The sequence below is a fragment of the Citrobacter sp. SX206 genome (genome assembly GCF_024181025.1).
Taxonomy (GTDB): domain Bacteria; phylum Pseudomonadota; class Gammaproteobacteria; order Enterobacterales; family Enterobacteriaceae; genus Citrobacter; species Citrobacter youngae.
In genome coordinates, this window is sequence record NZ_CP049738.1 from 396,364 (window position 1) to 412,562 (window position 16,199).

Genomic DNA, 16,199 nt, shown 5'->3' on the forward strand with positions numbered 1-16,199 from the left:
CGGAGGAGTAATACAATGGCAGTTGTTAAATGTAAACCGACATCTCCGGGTCGTCGCCACGTTGTTAAAGTGGTCAACCCAGAGCTGCACAAGGGCAAACCTTTTGCTCCGCTGGTTGAAAAAAACAGCAAATCCGGTGGTCGTAACAACAATGGCCGCATCACCACTCGTCACATCGGTGGTGGTCACAAGCAGGCTTATCGTATTGTTGACTTCAAACGCAACAAAGACGGTATCCCGGCAGTTGTTGAACGTCTTGAGTACGATCCGAACCGCTCCGCGAACATCGCGCTGGTTCTGTACAAAGACGGTGAACGCCGTTACATCCTGGCCCCTAAAGGCCTGAAAGCTGGCGACCAGATTCAGTCTGGCGTTGATGCTGCAATCAAAGCAGGTAACACCCTGCCGATGCGCAATATCCCGGTTGGTTCTACCGTTCATAACGTAGAAATGAAACCAGGTAAAGGCGGTCAGCTGGCACGTTCCGCTGGTACTTACGTTCAGATCGTTGCTCGTGATGGTGCTTATGTCACCCTGCGTCTGCGTTCTGGTGAAATGCGTAAAGTCGAAGCAGACTGCCGTGCAACTCTGGGCGAAGTTGGCAATGCTGAGCATATGCTGCGCGTTCTGGGTAAAGCAGGTGCTGCACGCTGGCGTGGTGTTCGTCCTACCGTTCGCGGTACTGCGATGAACCCAGTCGACCACCCACATGGTGGTGGTGAAGGTCGTAACTTTGGTAAGCACCCGGTAACTCCGTGGGGCGTTCAGACCAAAGGTAAGAAGACCCGCAGCAACAAGCGTACTGATAAATTCATCGTACGTCGCCGTAGCAAATAATTTTAGAGGATAAGCCATGCCACGTTCTCTCAAGAAAGGTCCTTTTATTGACCTGCACTTGCTGAAGAAGGTAGAGAAAGCGGTGGAAAGCGGAGACAAGAAGCCCCTGCGCACTTGGTCCCGTCGTTCAACGATCTTTCCTAACATGATCGGTTTGACCATCGCTGTCCATAATGGTCGTCAGCACGTTCCGGTATTTGTTTCCGACGAAATGGTCGGTCACAAACTGGGTGAATTCGCACCGACTCGTACTTATCGCGGCCACGCTGCTGATAAAAAAGCGAAGAAGAAATAAGGTAGGAGGAAGAGATGGAAACTTTAGCTCAACATCGCCATGCTCGTTCTTCTGCTCAGAAGGTTCGCCTTGTTGCAGACCTGATTCGCGGTAAGAAAGTGTCGCAGGCCCTTGATATTCTGACCTACACCAATAAGAAAGCGGCTGTACTGGTTAAGAAAGTCCTGGAATCTGCCATTGCTAACGCTGAACACAACGATGGCGCTGACATTGACGATCTGAAAGTTACGAAAATTTTCGTAGACGAAGGCCCGAGCATGAAGCGCATTATGCCGCGTGCAAAAGGTCGTGCAGATCGCATCCTGAAGCGCACCAGCCACATTACTGTGGTTGTGTCCGATCGCTGAGACTCTGGAGACTAGCAATGGGTCAGAAAGTACATCCTAATGGTATTCGCCTGGGTATTGTAAAACCATGGAACTCAACCTGGTTTGCGAACACCAAAGAATTCGCTGACAACCTGGACAGCGATTTTAAAGTACGTCAGTACCTGACTAAGGAACTGGCGAAAGCGTCTGTATCTCGTATCGTTATCGAGCGTCCGGCTAAGAGCATCCGTGTGACCATTCACACTGCTCGCCCGGGTATCGTTATCGGTAAGAAAGGCGAAGACGTAGAAAAACTGCGCAAAGTCGTAGCGGATATTGCTGGCGTTCCTGCTCAGATCAATATCGCCGAAGTGCGTAAGCCTGAACTGGACGCAAAATTGGTTGCTGACAGCATCACTTCTCAGCTGGAACGTCGCGTTATGTTCCGTCGTGCTATGAAGCGTGCTGTACAGAACGCAATGCGTCTGGGCGCTAAAGGTATCAAAGTTGAAGTTAGCGGCCGTCTGGGCGGCGCGGAAATCGCACGTACCGAATGGTACCGCGAAGGTCGCGTACCTCTGCACACTCTGCGTGCTGACATCGACTACAACACCTCTGAAGCGCACACCACTTACGGTGTAATCGGCGTTAAAGTGTGGATCTTCAAAGGCGAGATCCTGGGTGGTATGGCTGCTGTTGAACAACCGGAAAAACCGGCTGCGCAACCTAAAAAGCAGCAGCGTAAAGGCCGTAAATAAGGAGCGTCGCTGATGTTACAACCAAAGCGTACAAAATTCCGTAAAATGCACAAAGGCCGTAACCGCGGTCTGGCTGCTGGCGCGGATGTTAGCTTCGGCAGCTTCGGTCTGAAAGCTGTTGGCCGTGGTCGTCTGACTGCCCGTCAGATCGAAGCAGCACGTCGTGCTATGACCCGTGCAGTTAAGCGTCAAGGTAAGATCTGGATCCGTGTATTCCCGGACAAACCGATCACTGAAAAGCCGCTGGCAGTGCGTATGGGTAAAGGTAAAGGTAACGTGGAGTATTGGGTTGCCTTGATTCAGCCGGGTAAAGTCCTGTATGAAATGGACGGCGTACCGGAAGAGCTGGCCCGTGAAGCATTCAAGCTGGCAGCAGCGAAACTGCCGATTAAAACCACCTTTGTAACTAAGACGGTGATGTAATGAAAGCAAAAGAGCTGCGTGAGAAGAGTGTTGAAGAGCTGAACACCGAGCTGCTGAATCTGCTGCGTGAGCAGTTCAACCTGCGTATGCAGGCTGCAAGTGGCCAGCTGCAACAGTCTCACCTGTTGAAGCAAGTGCGTCGTGATGTCGCACGCGTTAAGACTTTACTGACTGAGAAGGCGGGTGCGTAATGACCGATAAAATCCGTACTCTGCAAGGTCGCGTTGTTAGCGATAAAATGGAGAAATCCATTGTTGTTGCTATCGAACGTTTTGTGAAACACCCGATCTACGGTAAATTCATTAAGCGTACGACCAAACTGCACGTACATGACGAGAACAACGAATGCGGTACTGGTGACGTGGTTGAAATCCGCGAATGCCGTCCGCTGTCCAAGACCAAGTCCTGGACGCTGGTTCGCGTTGTAGAGAAAGCCGTTCTGTAATACAGTAGGCATTCTCAACGAATAAACGGCTCAGCGATGAGCCGTTTATTTTTTCTACCCATATCGTTGAAGCGGTGTTATAATGCCGCGCCCCCGATATGGGGCTTTTTTAACGACCTGATTTTCGGGTCTCAGTAGTAGTTGACATTAGCGGAGCACTAAAATGATCCAAGAACAGACTATGCTGAACGTCGCCGACAACTCCGGTGCACGTCGCGTAATGTGTATCAAGGTTCTGGGTGGCTCGCACCGTCGCTACGCAGGCGTCGGCGATATCATCAAGATCACCATCAAGGAAGCAATTCCGCGTGGTAAGGTCAAAAAAGGTGATGTGCTGAAGGCGGTAGTGGTGCGCACCAAGAAGGGTGTTCGTCGCCCGGACGGTTCTGTCATTCGCTTCGATGGAAATGCATGCGTTATTTTAAACAATAACAGCGAGCAACCTATCGGTACGCGTATTTTTGGGCCGGTAACTCGTGAACTTCGTAACGAGAAGTTCATGAAAATTATCTCTCTGGCACCAGAAGTACTCTAAGGAGCGAATCATGGCAGCGAAGATCCGTCGTGATGACGAAGTTATCGTGTTAACCGGTAAAGATAAAGGTAAACGCGGTAAAGTTAAGAATGTCCTGTCTTCCGGCAAGGTCATTGTTGAAGGTATCAACCTGGTTAAGAAACATCAGAAGCCGGTTCCGGCCCTGAACCAACCAGGCGGCATCGTAGAGAAAGAAGCAGCTATTCAGATCTCTAACCTTGCTATCTTCAACGCGGCAACCGGCAAGGCTGACCGTGTAGGCTTTAGATTCGAAGACGGCAAAAAAGTCCGTTTCTTTAAATCTAACAGCGAAACTATCAAGTAATTTGGAGTAGTACGATGGCGAAACTGCATGATTACTACAAAGACGAAGTAGTCGCTAAACTCATGACTGAGTTTAACTACAATTCTGTCATGCAAGTCCCTCGGGTCGAGAAGATCACCCTGAACATGGGTGTTGGTGAAGCGATCGCTGACAAGAAACTGCTGGATAACGCAGCAGCTGACCTGACAGCAATCTCCGGTCAAAAACCGCTGATCACCAAAGCACGCAAATCTGTTGCAGGCTTCAAAATCCGTCAGGGCTATCCGATCGGCTGTAAAGTAACTCTGCGTGGCGAACGCATGTGGGAGTTCTTTGAGCGCCTGATCACTATTGCTGTTCCACGTATCCGTGACTTCCGTGGCTTGTCCGCTAAGTCTTTCGACGGTCGTGGTAACTACAGCATGGGTGTCCGTGAGCAGATCATCTTCCCAGAAATCGACTACGATAAAGTCGACCGCGTGCGTGGTTTGGATATTACCATTACCACTACTGCGAAATCTGACGAAGAAGGCCGTGCTCTGCTGGCTGCCTTTGACTTCCCGTTCCGCAAGTAAGGTAGGGTTACTGAATGGCTAAGCAATCAATGAAAGCACGCGAAGTAAAGCGCGTAGCTTTAGCTGATAAGTACTTCGCAAAACGCGCTGAACTGAAAGCTATTATCTCTGATGTGAACGCGACCGACGAAGATCGTTGGAACGCAGTTCTCAAGCTGCAGTCTCTGCCGCGTGATTCCAGCCCGTCCCGTCAGCGTAACCGCTGCCGTCAAACAGGTCGTCCGCATGGCTATGTGGGCAAGTTCGGGTTGAGCCGTATCAAACTGCGTGAAGCCGCCATGCGCGGTGAAGTACCAGGCTTGAAAAAGGCTAGCTGGTAATTACCAATTGAATCACGGGAGTAAAGACAGATGAGCATGCAAGATCCGATCGCGGATATGCTGACCCGTATCCGTAACGGTCAGGCCGCGAATAAAGCTGCGGTCACCATGCCTTCCTCCAAGCTGAAAGTGGCAATTGCCAACGTGCTGAAGGAAGAAGGTTTTATTGAAGATTTTAAAGTTGAAGGCGACACCAAGCCGGAACTGGAACTTACTCTCAAGTATTTCCAGGGTAAAGCTGTTGTAGAAAGCATTCAGCGTGTCAGTCGCCCAGGTCTGCGCATTTATAAGCGTAAAGACGAGCTGCCGAAAGTTATGGCTGGCATGGGTATCGCAGTTGTTTCTACCTCTAAAGGTGTTATGACTGATCGTGCAGCGCGCCAGGCTGGTCTTGGTGGCGAAATTATCTGCTACGTAGCCTAATCGGAGGAAAAAATGTCTCGTGTTGCTAAAGCACCGGTCGTTATTCCTGCCGGCGTTGATGTAAAAATCAACGGTCAGGTTATTACGATCAAAGGTAAAAACGGCGAGCTGACTCGTACTCTCAACGATGCTGTTGCAGTAAATCATGCAGATAATGCACTGACCTTCGGTCCGCGTGATGGTTACGCAGATGGATGGGCTCAGGCTGGTACCGCGCGTGCCCTGCTGAACTCAATGGTTGTCGGTGTTACCGAAGGCTTCACTAAGAAGCTTCAGCTGGTTGGTGTAGGTTATCGTGCAGCGGTTAAAGGGAATGTAGTAAACCTGGCTTTAGGTTTCTCTCACCCAGTTGACCATCAGCTGCCTGCGGGAATCACTGCAGAATGTCCGACTCAGACTGAGATCGTGCTGAAAGGCGCTGATAAACAGCTGATCGGTCAGGTTGCAGCAGATCTGCGCGCCTACCGTCGTCCTGAGCCTTATAAAGGCAAGGGTGTTCGTTACGCCGACGAAGTCGTGCGTACCAAAGAGGCTAAGAAGAAGTAAGGTAACACTATGGATAAGAAATCTGCTCGTATCCGTCGTGCGACCCGCGCACGCCGCAAGCTCCAGGAGCTGGGTGCAACTCGCCTGGTGGTACATCGTACCCCGCGTCATATTTACGCACAGGTAATTGCACCGAACGGTTCTGAAGTTCTGGTAGCTGCTTCTACTGTAGAAAAAGCTATCGCTGAACAATTGAAGTACACCGGTAACAAAGACGCTGCTGCAGCTGTAGGTAAAGCTGTTGCTGAACGCGCTCTGGAAAAAGGCATCAAAGATGTATCCTTTGACCGTTCCGGGTTCCAATATCATGGTCGTGTCCAGGCACTGGCAGATGCTGCCCGTGAAGCTGGCCTTCAGTTCTAAGGTAGAGGTGTAAGATGGCTCACATCGAAAAACAAGCTGGCGAACTGCAGGAAAAGCTGATCGCGGTTAACCGCGTATCTAAAACCGTTAAAGGTGGTCGTATTTTCTCCTTCACAGCTCTGACTGTAGTTGGTGATGGTAACGGTCGCGTTGGTTTTGGTTACGGTAAAGCGCGTGAAGTTCCAGCAGCGATCCAGAAAGCGATGGAAAAAGCCCGTCGCAATATGATTAACGTCGCGCTGAACCACGGCACCCTGCAGCACCCGGTTAAGGGTACTCACACGGGTTCTCGTGTATTCATGCAGCCGGCTTCCGAAGGTACCGGTATCATCGCCGGTGGTGCAATGCGCGCCGTTCTGGAAGTCGCTGGAGTTCGTAACGTTCTGGCTAAAGCGTATGGTTCCACTAACCCGATTAACGTGGTTCGTGCAACTATCGATGGTCTGGAAAATATGAAATCTCCGGAAATGGTCGCTGCCAAGCGTGGTAAATCCGTTGAAGAAATTCTGGGGAAATAAACCATGGCAAAGACTATTAAAATTACTCAAACCCGCAGTGCAATCGGTCGTCTGCCGAAACACAAGGCAACGCTGCTTGGCCTGGGTCTGCGTCGTATTGGTCACACCGTAGAGCGCGAGGATACTCCTGCTGTTCGTGGTATGGTCAACGCGGTTTCCTTCATGGTTAAAGTTGAGGAGTAAGAGATGCGTTTAAATACTCTGTCTCCGGCCGAAGGCTCTAAAAAAGCGGCTCGCCGCCTGGGTCGTGGTATCGGTTCTGGCCTCGGTAAAACCGGTGGTCGTGGTCACAAAGGTCAGAAGTCTCGTTCTGGCGGTGGCGTACGTCGCGGTTTCGAGGGTGGTCAGATGCCTCTGTACCGTCGTCTGCCGAAATTCGGCTTCACTTCACGTAAAGCAGCGATTACAGCCGAAGTTCGTCTGTCTGACCTGGCTAAAGTTGAAGGCGGTGTTGTAGACCTGAACACGCTGAAAGCAGCCAACATTATCGGTATCCAGATCGAGTTCGCGAAAGTGATCCTGGCTGGTGAAGTCACTACTCCGGTAACTGTTCGTGGCCTGCGTGTTACTAAAGGCGCTCGTGCTGCTATCGAAGCTGCTGGCGGTAAAATCGAGGAATAAGTAGCAGATGGCTAAACAACCGGGATTAGATTTTCAAAGTGCCAAAGGTGGCTTAGGCGAGCTGAAACGCAGACTGCTGTTTGTAATCGGCGCGCTGATTGTGTTCCGTATTGGCTCTTTCATTCCGATCCCTGGTATTGATGCCGCTGTACTTGCCAAACTGCTTGAGCAACAGCGAGGCACCATCATTGAAATGTTTAACATGTTCTCTGGTGGTGCACTCAGCCGTGCTTCTATCTTTGCTCTGGGGATCATGCCGTATATTTCGGCGTCGATCATTATCCAGCTGCTGACGGTGGTTCATCCAACGCTGGCAGAAATTAAGAAAGAAGGGGAGTCTGGTCGTCGTAAGATCAGCCAGTACACCCGTTACGGTACTCTGGTGCTGGCTATATTCCAGTCGATCGGTATTGCTACCGGTCTGCCGAATATGCCTGGTATGCAGGGCCTGGTGATGAACCCAGGCTTCGCATTCTATTTCACCGCTGTTGTAAGTCTGGTTACAGGGACGATGTTCCTGATGTGGTTGGGTGAACAGATTACTGAACGTGGTATCGGCAACGGTATCTCAATCATTATCTTCGCCGGTATTGTCGCGGGACTCCCGCCAGCCATTGCCCATACTATCGAGCAAGCGCGTCAAGGCGACCTGCACTTCCTCGTGTTGCTGTTGGTTGCAGTATTAGTATTCGCAGTGACGTTCTTTGTTGTATTTGTTGAGCGTGGTCAACGCCGCATTGTGGTAAACTACGCGAAACGTCAGCAAGGTCGTCGTGTCTATGCTGCACAGAGCACACATTTACCGCTGAAAGTGAATATGGCGGGGGTAATCCCGGCAATCTTCGCTTCCAGTATTATTCTGTTCCCGGCGACCATCGCGTCATGGTTCGGGGGCGGGACTGGTTGGAACTGGCTGACAACAATTTCGCTGTATTTGCAGCCTGGGCAACCGCTTTATGTGTTACTCTATGCGTCTGCAATCATATTCTTCTGTTTCTTCTACACGGCGTTGGTTTTCAACCCGCGTGAAACAGCAGATAACCTGAAGAAGTCCGGTGCATTTGTACCAGGAATTCGTCCGGGAGAGCAAACGGCGAAGTATATCGATAAAGTAATGACCCGCCTGACTCTGGTTGGTGCGCTCTACATTACCTTTATCTGCCTGATCCCGGAGTTCATGCGTGATGCAATGAAAGTACCGTTCTACTTCGGTGGGACCTCACTGCTCATCGTTGTTGTCGTGATTATGGACTTTATGGCTCAAGTGCAAACTCTGATGATGTCAAGTCAGTACGAGTCTGCATTGAAGAAGGCGAATCTGAAAGGCTACGGCCGTTAACAGTCGCCCGAGAAGTTACGGAGAGTAAAAATGAAAGTTCGTGCTTCCGTCAAGAAATTATGCCGTAACTGCAAAATCGTTAAGCGTGATGGTGTCATCCGTGTGATTTGCAGTGCCGAGCCGAAGCATAAACAGCGCCAAGGCTGATTTATTCGCATATTTTTCTTGCAAAGTTGGGTTGAGCTGGCTAGATTAGCCAGCCAATCTTTTGTATGTCTGTGCGTTTCCATTTGAGTATCCTGAAAACGGGCTTTTCAGCATGGTGCGTACATATTAAATAGTAGGAGTGCATAGTGGCCCGTATAGCAGGCATTAACATTCCTGATCAGAAACATGCTGTGATCGCATTAACTTCGATCTACGGCGTCGGCAAGACCCGTTCTAAAGCCATTCTGGCTGCCGCGGGTATCGCTGAAGATGTTAAGATCAGTGAGCTGTCTGAAGAACAAATCGACACGCTGCGTGACGAAGTTGCCAAATTTGTCGTTGAAGGTGATCTGCGCCGTGAAGTTAGCATGAGCATCAAGCGCCTTATGGATCTTGGTTGCTATCGCGGTTTGCGTCATCGTCGTGGTCTCCCGGTTCGCGGTCAGCGTACCAAGACCAACGCACGTACCCGTAAGGGTCCGCGCAAACCGATCAAGAAATAATCGGGGTGATTGAATAATGGCAAAGGCACCAATTCGTGCACGTAAACGTGTAAGAAAACAAGTCTCTGACGGCGTGGCTCATATCCATGCTTCTTTTAACAACACCATCGTTACCATTACTGATCGTCAGGGTAACGCACTGGGTTGGGCAACAGCCGGTGGTTCCGGTTTCCGTGGTTCTCGCAAATCCACTCCGTTTGCAGCTCAGGTTGCAGCAGAGCGTTGCGCTGAAGCCGTAAAAGAATACGGTATCAAGAATCTGGAAGTTATGGTCAAAGGACCGGGTCCAGGTCGCGAATCTACTGTTCGTGCTCTGAACGCCGCTGGTTTCCGCATCACTAATATTACTGATGTGACTCCGATCCCTCATAACGGTTGTCGTCCGCCGAAAAAACGTCGCGTATAACGCTGTCGTTTCTAGGATTGTTGGAGAAAGAAAATGGCAAGATATTTGGGTCCTAAGCTCAAGCTGAGCCGTCGTGAGGGCACTGACTTATTCCTTAAGTCTGGCGTTCGCGCGATCGATACCAAGTGTAAAATTGAACAAGCTCCTGGCCAGCACGGTGCGCGTAAACCGCGTCTGTCTGACTATGGTGTGCAGTTGCGTGAAAAGCAAAAAGTTCGCCGTATCTACGGTGTGCTGGAGCGTCAGTTCCGTAACTACTACAAAGAAGCAGCGCGTCTGAAAGGCAACACCGGTGAAAACCTGTTGGGTCTGCTGGAAGGTCGTCTGGACAACGTTGTATACCGTATGGGCTTCGGTGCCACTCGTGCAGAAGCACGTCAGCTGGTCAGCCATAAAGCAATTATGGTAAACGGTCGTGTTGTTAACATCGCTTCTTATCAGGTTAGTCCGAATGACGTTGTTAGCATTCGTGAGAAAGCGAAGAAGCAGTCTCGCGTGAAAGCCGCTCTGGAGCTGGCTGAGCAGCGTGAAAAGCCAACCTGGCTGGAAGTTGATGCTGGCAAGATGGAAGGTACGTTCAAGCGTAAGCCGGAGCGTTCTGATCTGTCTGCGGACATTAACGAACACCTGATCGTCGAGCTTTACTCCAAGTAAAGCTTAGTACCAAAGAGAGGACACAATGCAGGGTTCTGTGACAGAGTTTCTAAAACCGCGCCTGGTAGATATCGAGCAAGTGAGTTCGACGCACGCCAAGGTGACCCTTGAGCCTTTAGAGCGTGGCTTTGGCCATACTTTGGGTAACGCACTGCGCCGTATTCTGCTCTCATCGATGCCGGGTTGCGCGGTGACCGAGGTTGAGATTGATGGTGTACTACATGAGTACAGCACCAAAGAAGGCGTTCAGGAAGATATCCTGGAAATCCTGCTCAACCTGAAAGGGCTGGCGGTGAGAGTTCAGGGTAAAGATGACGTTATTCTTACCTTGAATAAATCTGGCATTGGCCCTGTGACTGCAGCCGACATTACCCATGATGGGGATGTCGAAATCGTCAAGCCACAGCACGTGATCTGCCACCTGACCGATGAGAATGCATCTATTAGCATGCGTATCAAAGTTCAGCGCGGTCGTGGTTATGTGCCGGCTTCTACCCGAATTCATTCGGAAGAAGATGAGCGCCCAATCGGCCGTCTGCTGGTCGACGCATGCTACAGCCCTGTAGAGCGTATTGCCTACAATGTTGAAGCAGCGCGTGTAGAACAGCGTACCGACCTGGACAAGCTGGTCATCGAAATGGAAACCAACGGCACAATCGATCCTGAAGAGGCGATTCGTCGTGCGGCGACCATTCTGGCTGAACAACTGGAAGCTTTCGTTGATTTACGTGATGTACGTCAGCCGGAAGTTAAAGAAGAGAAACCAGAATTCGATCCGATCCTGCTGCGCCCTGTTGACGATCTGGAATTGACTGTCCGCTCTGCTAACTGCCTCAAAGCAGAAGCTATCCACTATATCGGTGATCTGGTACAGCGTACTGAGGTTGAGCTTCTTAAGACGCCTAACCTTGGTAAAAAATCTCTTACCGAGATTAAAGACGTGCTGGCTTCCCGTGGACTGTCTCTGGGCATGCGCCTGGAAAACTGGCCACCGGCAAGCATCGCTGACGAGTAACCGGATCACAGGTTAAGGTTTTACTGAGAAGGATAAGGTCATGCGCCATCGTAAGAGTGGTCGTCAACTGAACCGCAACAGCAGCCATCGCCAGGCTATGTTCCGCAATATGGCAGGTTCACTGGTTCGTCATGAAATCATCAAGACGACTCTGCCGAAAGCGAAAGAGCTGCGTCGCGTAGTTGAGCCGCTGATTACTCTTGCCAAGACTGATAGCGTAGCTAATCGTCGTCTGGCATTCGCCCGCACTCGTGATAACGAGATCGTGGCAAAACTGTTTAACGAACTGGGCCCGCGTTTCGCGAGCCGCGCCGGTGGTTACACTCGCATTCTGAAGTGTGGTTTCCGTGCAGGCGACAACGCGCCGATGGCATACATCGAGCTGGTTGATCGTTCAGAGAAAACAGAAGCTGCTGCAGAGTAATCTGTAGTAACGTAAAAAAACCCGCCTCGGCGGGTTTTTTTATATCCGTCATATCCCCACTTATCTACAATATCTGTACTCTTTTTGTTCATCCCCTGGAGTGTTGTATGTGGTTACTGGACCAGTGGGCAGAGCGCCATATTATTGATGCACAATCTAAAGGTGAGTTTGATGATTTACCGGGAACGGGCGAACCGCTGACTCTTGACGATGACTCCCATGTCCCGCCTGAACTCCGAGCCGGATACCGTTTATTAAAAAATGCAGGTTGCCTCCCTCCTGAGCTCGAGCAACGCAGAGAAGCAATACAGCTGCTTGAAATACTCGCGGGGATCCGCAAAGATGATCCAAGTTATCCGGAGGTGAGCCGAAGACTGTCGCTGCTGGAACTTAAACTTCGGCAGGCTGGACTCAGCACCGAGTTTTTGCGCGGTGACTACGCAGATAAGCTGCTAAAAAAGATCAACGATGAATAGCGGAGAGAGCATGTACCGAATTGGTGAAATAGCGAAACTGGCTGACGTGACGCCAGATACTATCCGCTACTATGAAAAGCAGCAGATGATGGAGCATGAAGTGCGTACTGAAGGCGGATTTCGCCTCTATACAGAAAGCGATCTTCAGCGCCTGAAGTTTATTCGTTATGCCCGCCAGCTTGGTTTCACTCTGGAGTCGATCCGCGAATTGCTTTCGATCCGTGTTGATCCCGAACACCATACCTGTCAGGAATCAAAAGGGATCGTCCAGGAAAGACTGCAAGAAGTCGAAGCACGTATTGCCGAACTTCAGACGATGCAGCGGTCTCTGCAGCGATTGAATGATGCATGCTGCGGCAAGGCACATAGCAGCGTGTACTGCTCTATTCTTGAAGCTCTTGAGCAAGGCGCCAGTGGAACAATATCAGGCTGTTGATTTCTTGAACTGCCGGGTCTACACTCGCGGCGTAAATTACTACAAACTGGAGATATTATGAGTCGTTATCAGCACACCAAAGGGCAGATAAAAGACAACGCCATTGAGGCGCTTCTGCATGACCCACTGTTCAGACAGCGCGTTGAGAAGAATAAAAAAGGTAAAGGTAGTTATCTGCGTAAAGGTAAACATGGCAATCGGGGTAACTGGGAGGCCAGTGGCAAGAAAGTGAATCACTTTTTTACCACTGGCCTTCTGGTTTCAGTGAGTGCTTAAGAACGGTTATTTTGTTCTTTCAGCAGGTCACGAATTTCACTCAGCAATACTTCTTCTTTCGAGGGAGCTGGCGGTGCAGTCGGCTCTTCCGCTTTTTTACGATTCAGTTTGTTGATCAGTTTGATTGCCATAAAGATAGCAAACGCCACAATAATGAAATCAAATACGTTCTGAATAAATACACCGTAATGCATAACGACAGCCGGGATGTCTCCCTGCGCATCGCGTAATGTCAAAGCAAACTGTTTAAAATCGATCCCACCAATTAACAACCCCAGTGGCGGCATGATGATATCGGCAACCAGCGATGAAACAATCTTACCGAATGCCGCACCAATAATGACACCCACTGCCAAATCGACAACATTCCCGCGCATCGCGAATTCGCGAAACTCTTTAATAATGCTCATTTTATTCTCCCTATGCAGCTGACGTTTATAAGTTTAACAAATGTTTAGGCAATTTCCATTTATGTATTGCCGAAAGGAAAATTTATTAGACCATGAAATATAAAGGGAAATAAAAAGGGCGCTGTATTCGCGCCCAAATTATTACAGGAAGAAAGGACTTGGCTGGAATAGTCGCTCGACGTCAGTAATAAACTTTTTGTCTGTCAGGAACATGATAACGTGATCACCCTGCTCAATACGCAGGTTGTCATTGGCTATCATCACGTCGTTACCTCGCACTACCGCACCAATAATGGTACCGGGTGGAAGTTTAATTTCATCAATTGAGCGTCCCACAACCCGAGATGTTGTTTCATCCCCGTGTGCGACGGCTTCAATGGCTTCCGCGACGCCACGGCGTAGTGAAGAAACGCCGACAATGTCAGCTTTACGTACGTGACTGAGCAGCGCGGAGATGGTCGCCTGCTGTGGTGAAATAGCAATATCGATCACGCTACCTTGCACCAGATCGACGTATGCTCTGCGTTGGATTAACACCATCACTTTCTTGGCACCCATCCGTTTGGCAAGCATCGCCGACATGATATTCGCTTCATCATCGTTGGTCACTGCGATAAACAGATCAACTTGATCAATATGTTCTTCAGCCAGCAGCTCTTGATCCGAGGCATCACCGAAAAAGACGATCGTATTTTGCAATTTCTCCGCAAGCTCGGATGCCCGTTGCTGATTGCGCTCGATCAGTTTGACGCTGTAATCTTTTTCCAGACGTCGGGCCAGACCAGCACCGATATTACCGCCACCCACTAACATAATACGCTTGTAGGGTTTTTCCAGACGCTGCAGTTCACTCATTACGGCGCGAATATGCTGTGATGCCGCAATAAAGAACACTTCATCACCCGCTTCAACGATCGTAGAACCTTGTGGACGGATTGGTCGATCATGACGGAAAATCGCCGCAACGCGGGTATCGATGTGTGGCATATGTTCACGCATTGTCGACAGTGCATTGCCGATCAATGGTCCGCCGTAATAGGCTTTTACTACTGCCAGACTGACTTTACCTTCGGCAAAATTGACTACCTGTAATGCACCCGGATATTCAATCAGTCGATAAATGCTATCGATAACCAGTTGCTCCGGCGCAATCAGGTGATCGATAGGTACCGCATCGGATTGGAATAGCTTGTCCGCATCACGAACATAATCCGGTGAACGAATACGGGCGATGCGATTAGGCGTATTAAACAGTGAATAAGCTACCTGGCAGGCAACCATATTTGTTTCATCTGAGCTGGTTACGGCAACCAGCATATCGGCATCGTCGGCCCCAGCTTCACGCAGTACGCGAGGATGTGAACCGTGCCCTTGCACGACGCGGAGATCAAACTTGTCCTGCAGGCTGCGCAGGCGTTCACCATTGGTATCGACTACCGTGATATCGTTGTTTTCTCCGACCAGGTTTTCAGCCAGCGTACCGCCAACTTGCCCTGCGCCCAGAATGATAATTTTCATCAGTCGCGACCCGTTATCTCATCACTTTTTGATTAGCTTAGCGTAAAAGAAGCCATCGCCATCTTCCGCACCTGGTAAATTCTGACGTCCGGGTTTTTCCGGCGTACCGGTTTCGCTTAATACCGCATCCGGCGTGCGTGCCAGGAAGGCGGTAATTTGCTGCTGGTTTTCTTCTGGCAGGATAGAGCACGTTGCATAAACCAGCGTGCCGCCAGGTTTAAGATGTAACCAGGTTGCATTCAGGATCTCGGCCTGCAATTGGGCAAGTTCGGCAATATCCCGGTCGCGGCGCAGCCATTTGATATCCGGATGGCGACGAATCACCCCGGTGGCAGAACACGGAGCATCCAGCAAAATACGGTCAAACTGTTGTTCGCCACACCATTGTTGTGGATATCGACCATCACCCTGTTTTACGGTTGCATTCATGCCGAGGCGTTTCAGATTGTCGTAAACGCGCGATAAGCGTTTCTCATCGACATCGACGGCCATCACGTTAGCTTGCGGAGCAACTTCCAGAATGTGCGTCGTTTTACCGCCCGGCGCGCAGCACAGGTCGAGGATCTGTTCACCGTTCTCCGGCAACAGATAAGTTACACATCCTTGAGCTGAAGCATCCTGGACGGTTACCCAGCCTTCATCAAAGCCTGGGAGGGCGTGTACAGGAGCCGGCGTTTCCAGACGCACTGCATCCGGATAATCCGGATGTGGGAAGCCGGTTAATCCTGCTTCGCTAAGCAGGTCCAGCCAGGCGTCGCGCGTATGGTGGTTACGATTGACACGCAGCCACATCGGTGGTCGCTGATTATTGGCTTCAAGAATAGCTTCCCACTGCTGTGGATAGGCATTTTTGATACGCTTAACCAGCCATGAAGGGTGTAAAAAACGCAGTTCGCTTTGCGCAAATTCGGTGAGCAACTCTTCCTGGCGGCGCTGAAACTGGCGTAATACACCGTTAATTAGCCCTTTCAACTGAGGTCGTTTGATAATGACTGCACCTTCGACGGTTTCAGCAAGCGCAGCATGTGGTGGAATACGGGTATGCAGTAGCTGGTAGAAGCCCACCATGATCAGATAGTGAACGGTGCGCTGTTTGCCCGTCATTGGACGTTCCATCAGCTGCTGGATCATCCACTCCAGTTGGGAGAGCGTGCGTAATACGCCGAAGCAAAGTTCCTGCAACAGCGCCTTATCTTTGTCGGCTACTTTTTGCTGCATGGCGGGCAGTACGTTACTCAACGATTGGCCCTTTTCGACAACCTGTTCGACAGCCTGGGCCGCCATACTGCGTAAATTAAGATGTTTTTTCATAAGCGCAAAAATA

The 16,199-nt window shown here is 50.2% G+C and carries 30 protein-coding genes; 27 read left to right on the forward strand and 3 right to left on the reverse strand.

Translation table 11 applies throughout. The annotated features are described in order from the left end of the window. The first annotated feature begins 15 nt into the window (after positions 1 to 15). From rplB to arfA, 27 genes are all read left to right on the forward strand, one after another. Positions 16 to 837: a 50S ribosomal protein L2 gene (rplB, locus tag G8S19_RS01875; protein ID WP_000301869.1), complete on the forward strand. Its 822-nt coding sequence runs from the start codon at positions 16 to 18 to the stop codon at positions 835 to 837. A 16-nt stretch (positions 838 to 853) separates the two neighbouring features. Then, on the forward strand, positions 854 to 1,132 hold the full coding sequence (gene rpsS / locus G8S19_RS01880; RefSeq protein WP_001138115.1) for a 30S ribosomal protein S19: 279 nt from the start codon (positions 854 to 856) through the stop codon (positions 1,130 to 1,132). Between the two features lie 14 nt (positions 1,133 to 1,146). Continuing rightward, a complete protein-coding gene (gene rplV / locus G8S19_RS01885; RefSeq protein WP_000448832.1) occupies positions 1,147 to 1,479 on the forward strand; it encodes a 50S ribosomal protein L22 in 333 nt (110 codons plus the stop codon). A gap of 17 nt (positions 1,480 to 1,496) precedes the next feature. Next, complete coding sequence (gene rpsC / locus G8S19_RS01890) at positions 1,497 to 2,198, forward strand: 30S ribosomal protein S3 (protein WP_000529945.1); 702 nt, start codon at positions 1,497 to 1,499, stop codon at positions 2,196 to 2,198. Positions 2,199 to 2,210: 12 nt separating this feature from the next. After that, complete coding sequence (rplP, locus tag G8S19_RS01895; RefSeq protein WP_000941208.1) at positions 2,211 to 2,621, forward strand: 50S ribosomal protein L16; 411 nt, start codon at positions 2,211 to 2,213, stop codon at positions 2,619 to 2,621. Beyond that, a complete protein-coding gene (gene rpmC / locus G8S19_RS01900) occupies positions 2,621 to 2,812 on the forward strand; it encodes a 50S ribosomal protein L29 (protein WP_000644742.1) in 192 nt (63 codons plus the stop codon). The genes rplP and rpmC overlap by 1 nt, the downstream gene beginning before the upstream one ends. Next, entirely contained in the window at positions 2,812 to 3,066 is a 255-nt protein-coding gene (rpsQ, locus tag G8S19_RS01905; protein ID WP_003031120.1) for a 30S ribosomal protein S17, read from the forward strand. The genes rpmC and rpsQ overlap by 1 nt, the downstream gene beginning before the upstream one ends. 163 nt (positions 3,067 to 3,229) lie before the next feature. Further along, positions 3,230 to 3,601, forward strand: a complete 372-nt coding sequence (gene rplN / locus G8S19_RS01910) for a 50S ribosomal protein L14 (RefSeq protein WP_000613954.1) — start codon at positions 3,230 to 3,232, stop codon at positions 3,599 to 3,601. A 10-nt stretch (positions 3,602 to 3,611) separates the two neighbouring features. After that, a complete protein-coding gene (rplX, locus tag G8S19_RS01915; RefSeq protein ID WP_003031122.1) occupies positions 3,612 to 3,926 on the forward strand; it encodes a 50S ribosomal protein L24 in 315 nt (104 codons plus the stop codon). Positions 3,927 to 3,940: 14 nt separating this feature from the next. Beyond that, positions 3,941 to 4,480 carry a 50S ribosomal protein L5 gene (rplE, locus tag G8S19_RS01920; RefSeq protein WP_003031123.1) on the forward strand — a complete coding sequence of 180 codons (540 nt, stop codon included), beginning with the start codon at positions 3,941 to 3,943 and terminating at the stop codon, positions 4,478 to 4,480. Positions 4,481 to 4,494: 14 nt separating this feature from the next. After that, positions 4,495 to 4,800 carry a 30S ribosomal protein S14 gene (gene rpsN / locus G8S19_RS01925; protein ID WP_003031125.1) on the forward strand — a complete coding sequence of 102 codons (306 nt, stop codon included), beginning with the start codon at positions 4,495 to 4,497 and terminating at the stop codon, positions 4,798 to 4,800. Between the two features lie 30 nt (positions 4,801 to 4,830). After that, positions 4,831 to 5,223: a 30S ribosomal protein S8 gene (gene rpsH / locus G8S19_RS01930; RefSeq protein WP_003031127.1), complete on the forward strand. Its 393-nt coding sequence runs from the start codon at positions 4,831 to 4,833 to the stop codon at positions 5,221 to 5,223. Between the two features lie 12 nt (positions 5,224 to 5,235). Next, positions 5,236 to 5,769 carry a 50S ribosomal protein L6 gene (gene rplF, locus G8S19_RS01935; RefSeq protein ID WP_048213523.1) on the forward strand — a complete coding sequence of 178 codons (534 nt, stop codon included), beginning with the start codon at positions 5,236 to 5,238 and terminating at the stop codon, positions 5,767 to 5,769. 9 nt (positions 5,770 to 5,778) lie between these two features. After that, positions 5,779 to 6,132 (forward strand): 50S ribosomal protein L18, encoded by a 354-nt coding sequence (gene rplR, locus G8S19_RS01940; RefSeq protein ID WP_000358960.1) that lies wholly within the window; start codon positions 5,779 to 5,781, stop codon positions 6,130 to 6,132. A gap of 14 nt (positions 6,133 to 6,146) precedes the next feature. Beyond that, positions 6,147 to 6,650 carry a 30S ribosomal protein S5 gene (gene rpsE, locus G8S19_RS01945; protein WP_003031131.1) on the forward strand — a complete coding sequence of 168 codons (504 nt, stop codon included), beginning with the start codon at positions 6,147 to 6,149 and terminating at the stop codon, positions 6,648 to 6,650. 3 nt (positions 6,651 to 6,653) lie between these two features. After that, on the forward strand, positions 6,654 to 6,833 hold the full coding sequence (rpmD, locus tag G8S19_RS01950) for a 50S ribosomal protein L30 (protein ID WP_001140434.1): 180 nt from the start codon (positions 6,654 to 6,656) through the stop codon (positions 6,831 to 6,833). Positions 6,834 to 6,836: 3 nt separating this feature from the next. Beyond that, positions 6,837 to 7,271, forward strand: a complete 435-nt coding sequence (gene rplO, locus G8S19_RS01955) for a 50S ribosomal protein L15 (RefSeq protein ID WP_003031132.1) — start codon at positions 6,837 to 6,839, stop codon at positions 7,269 to 7,271. Between the two features lie 7 nt (positions 7,272 to 7,278). Further along, a complete protein-coding gene (secY, locus tag G8S19_RS01960; protein WP_001118864.1) occupies positions 7,279 to 8,610 on the forward strand; it encodes a preprotein translocase subunit SecY in 1,332 nt (443 codons plus the stop codon). A 30-nt stretch (positions 8,611 to 8,640) separates the two neighbouring features. After that, on the forward strand, positions 8,641 to 8,757 hold the full coding sequence (rpmJ, locus tag G8S19_RS01965) for a 50S ribosomal protein L36 (protein ID WP_000868187.1): 117 nt from the start codon (positions 8,641 to 8,643) through the stop codon (positions 8,755 to 8,757). A gap of 146 nt (positions 8,758 to 8,903) precedes the next feature. Then, positions 8,904 to 9,260 carry a 30S ribosomal protein S13 gene (gene rpsM / locus G8S19_RS01970; RefSeq protein ID WP_003031135.1) on the forward strand — a complete coding sequence of 119 codons (357 nt, stop codon included), beginning with the start codon at positions 8,904 to 8,906 and terminating at the stop codon, positions 9,258 to 9,260. Positions 9,261 to 9,276: 16 nt separating this feature from the next. Beyond that, entirely contained in the window at positions 9,277 to 9,666 is a 390-nt protein-coding gene (gene rpsK / locus G8S19_RS01975; protein WP_003031137.1) for a 30S ribosomal protein S11, read from the forward strand. 33 nt (positions 9,667 to 9,699) lie between these two features. Then, positions 9,700 to 10,320 carry a 30S ribosomal protein S4 gene (gene rpsD, locus G8S19_RS01980; RefSeq protein ID WP_003031138.1) on the forward strand — a complete coding sequence of 207 codons (621 nt, stop codon included), beginning with the start codon at positions 9,700 to 9,702 and terminating at the stop codon, positions 10,318 to 10,320. Positions 10,321 to 10,345: 25 nt separating this feature from the next. Beyond that, complete coding sequence (gene rpoA, locus G8S19_RS01985) at positions 10,346 to 11,335, forward strand: DNA-directed RNA polymerase subunit alpha (RefSeq protein ID WP_003031139.1); 990 nt, start codon at positions 10,346 to 10,348, stop codon at positions 11,333 to 11,335. 40 nt (positions 11,336 to 11,375) lie between these two features. Next, entirely contained in the window at positions 11,376 to 11,759 is a 384-nt protein-coding gene (gene rplQ, locus G8S19_RS01990) for a 50S ribosomal protein L17 (RefSeq protein ID WP_001216370.1), read from the forward strand. Positions 11,760 to 11,866: 107 nt separating this feature from the next. Continuing rightward, entirely contained in the window at positions 11,867 to 12,235 is a 369-nt protein-coding gene (locus tag G8S19_RS01995) for a DUF1992 domain-containing protein (RefSeq protein ID WP_003845236.1), read from the forward strand. 10 nt (positions 12,236 to 12,245) lie between these two features. Next, on the forward strand, positions 12,246 to 12,671 hold the full coding sequence (gene zntR, locus G8S19_RS02000; protein ID WP_048213521.1) for a Zn(2+)-responsive transcriptional regulator: 426 nt from the start codon (positions 12,246 to 12,248) through the stop codon (positions 12,669 to 12,671). Positions 12,672 to 12,728: 57 nt separating this feature from the next. After that, the gene (gene arfA / locus G8S19_RS02005) at positions 12,729 to 12,947 is read left to right on the forward strand and encodes an alternative ribosome-rescue factor ArfA (protein ID WP_048213520.1); all 219 of its coding nucleotides are present in this window, start codon (positions 12,729 to 12,731) and stop codon (positions 12,945 to 12,947) included. On the opposite strand, the gene mscL is transcribed toward arfA, so the two are convergent. The 3 genes from mscL to rsmB form a co-directional block, all read right to left on the reverse strand. Continuing rightward, positions 12,944 to 13,357, reverse strand: coding sequence for a large-conductance mechanosensitive channel protein MscL (gene mscL / locus G8S19_RS02010; protein WP_135911303.1), 414 nt, complete (start codon positions 13,355 to 13,357; stop codon positions 12,944 to 12,946). The two genes, arfA and mscL, sit on opposite strands and share 4 nt — an antisense overlap. A 141-nt stretch (positions 13,358 to 13,498) precedes the next feature. Next, positions 13,499 to 14,875, reverse strand: coding sequence for a Trk system potassium transporter TrkA (trkA, locus tag G8S19_RS02015; RefSeq protein ID WP_003031153.1), 1,377 nt, complete (start codon positions 14,873 to 14,875; stop codon positions 13,499 to 13,501). Positions 14,876 to 14,896: 21 nt separating this feature from the next. After that, the gene (gene rsmB / locus G8S19_RS02020) at positions 14,897 to 16,186 is read right to left on the reverse strand and encodes a 16S rRNA (cytosine(967)-C(5))-methyltransferase RsmB (protein WP_124022084.1); all 1,290 of its coding nucleotides are present in this window, start codon (positions 16,184 to 16,186) and stop codon (positions 14,897 to 14,899) included. Positions 16,187 to 16,199: the final 13 nt, after the last annotated feature.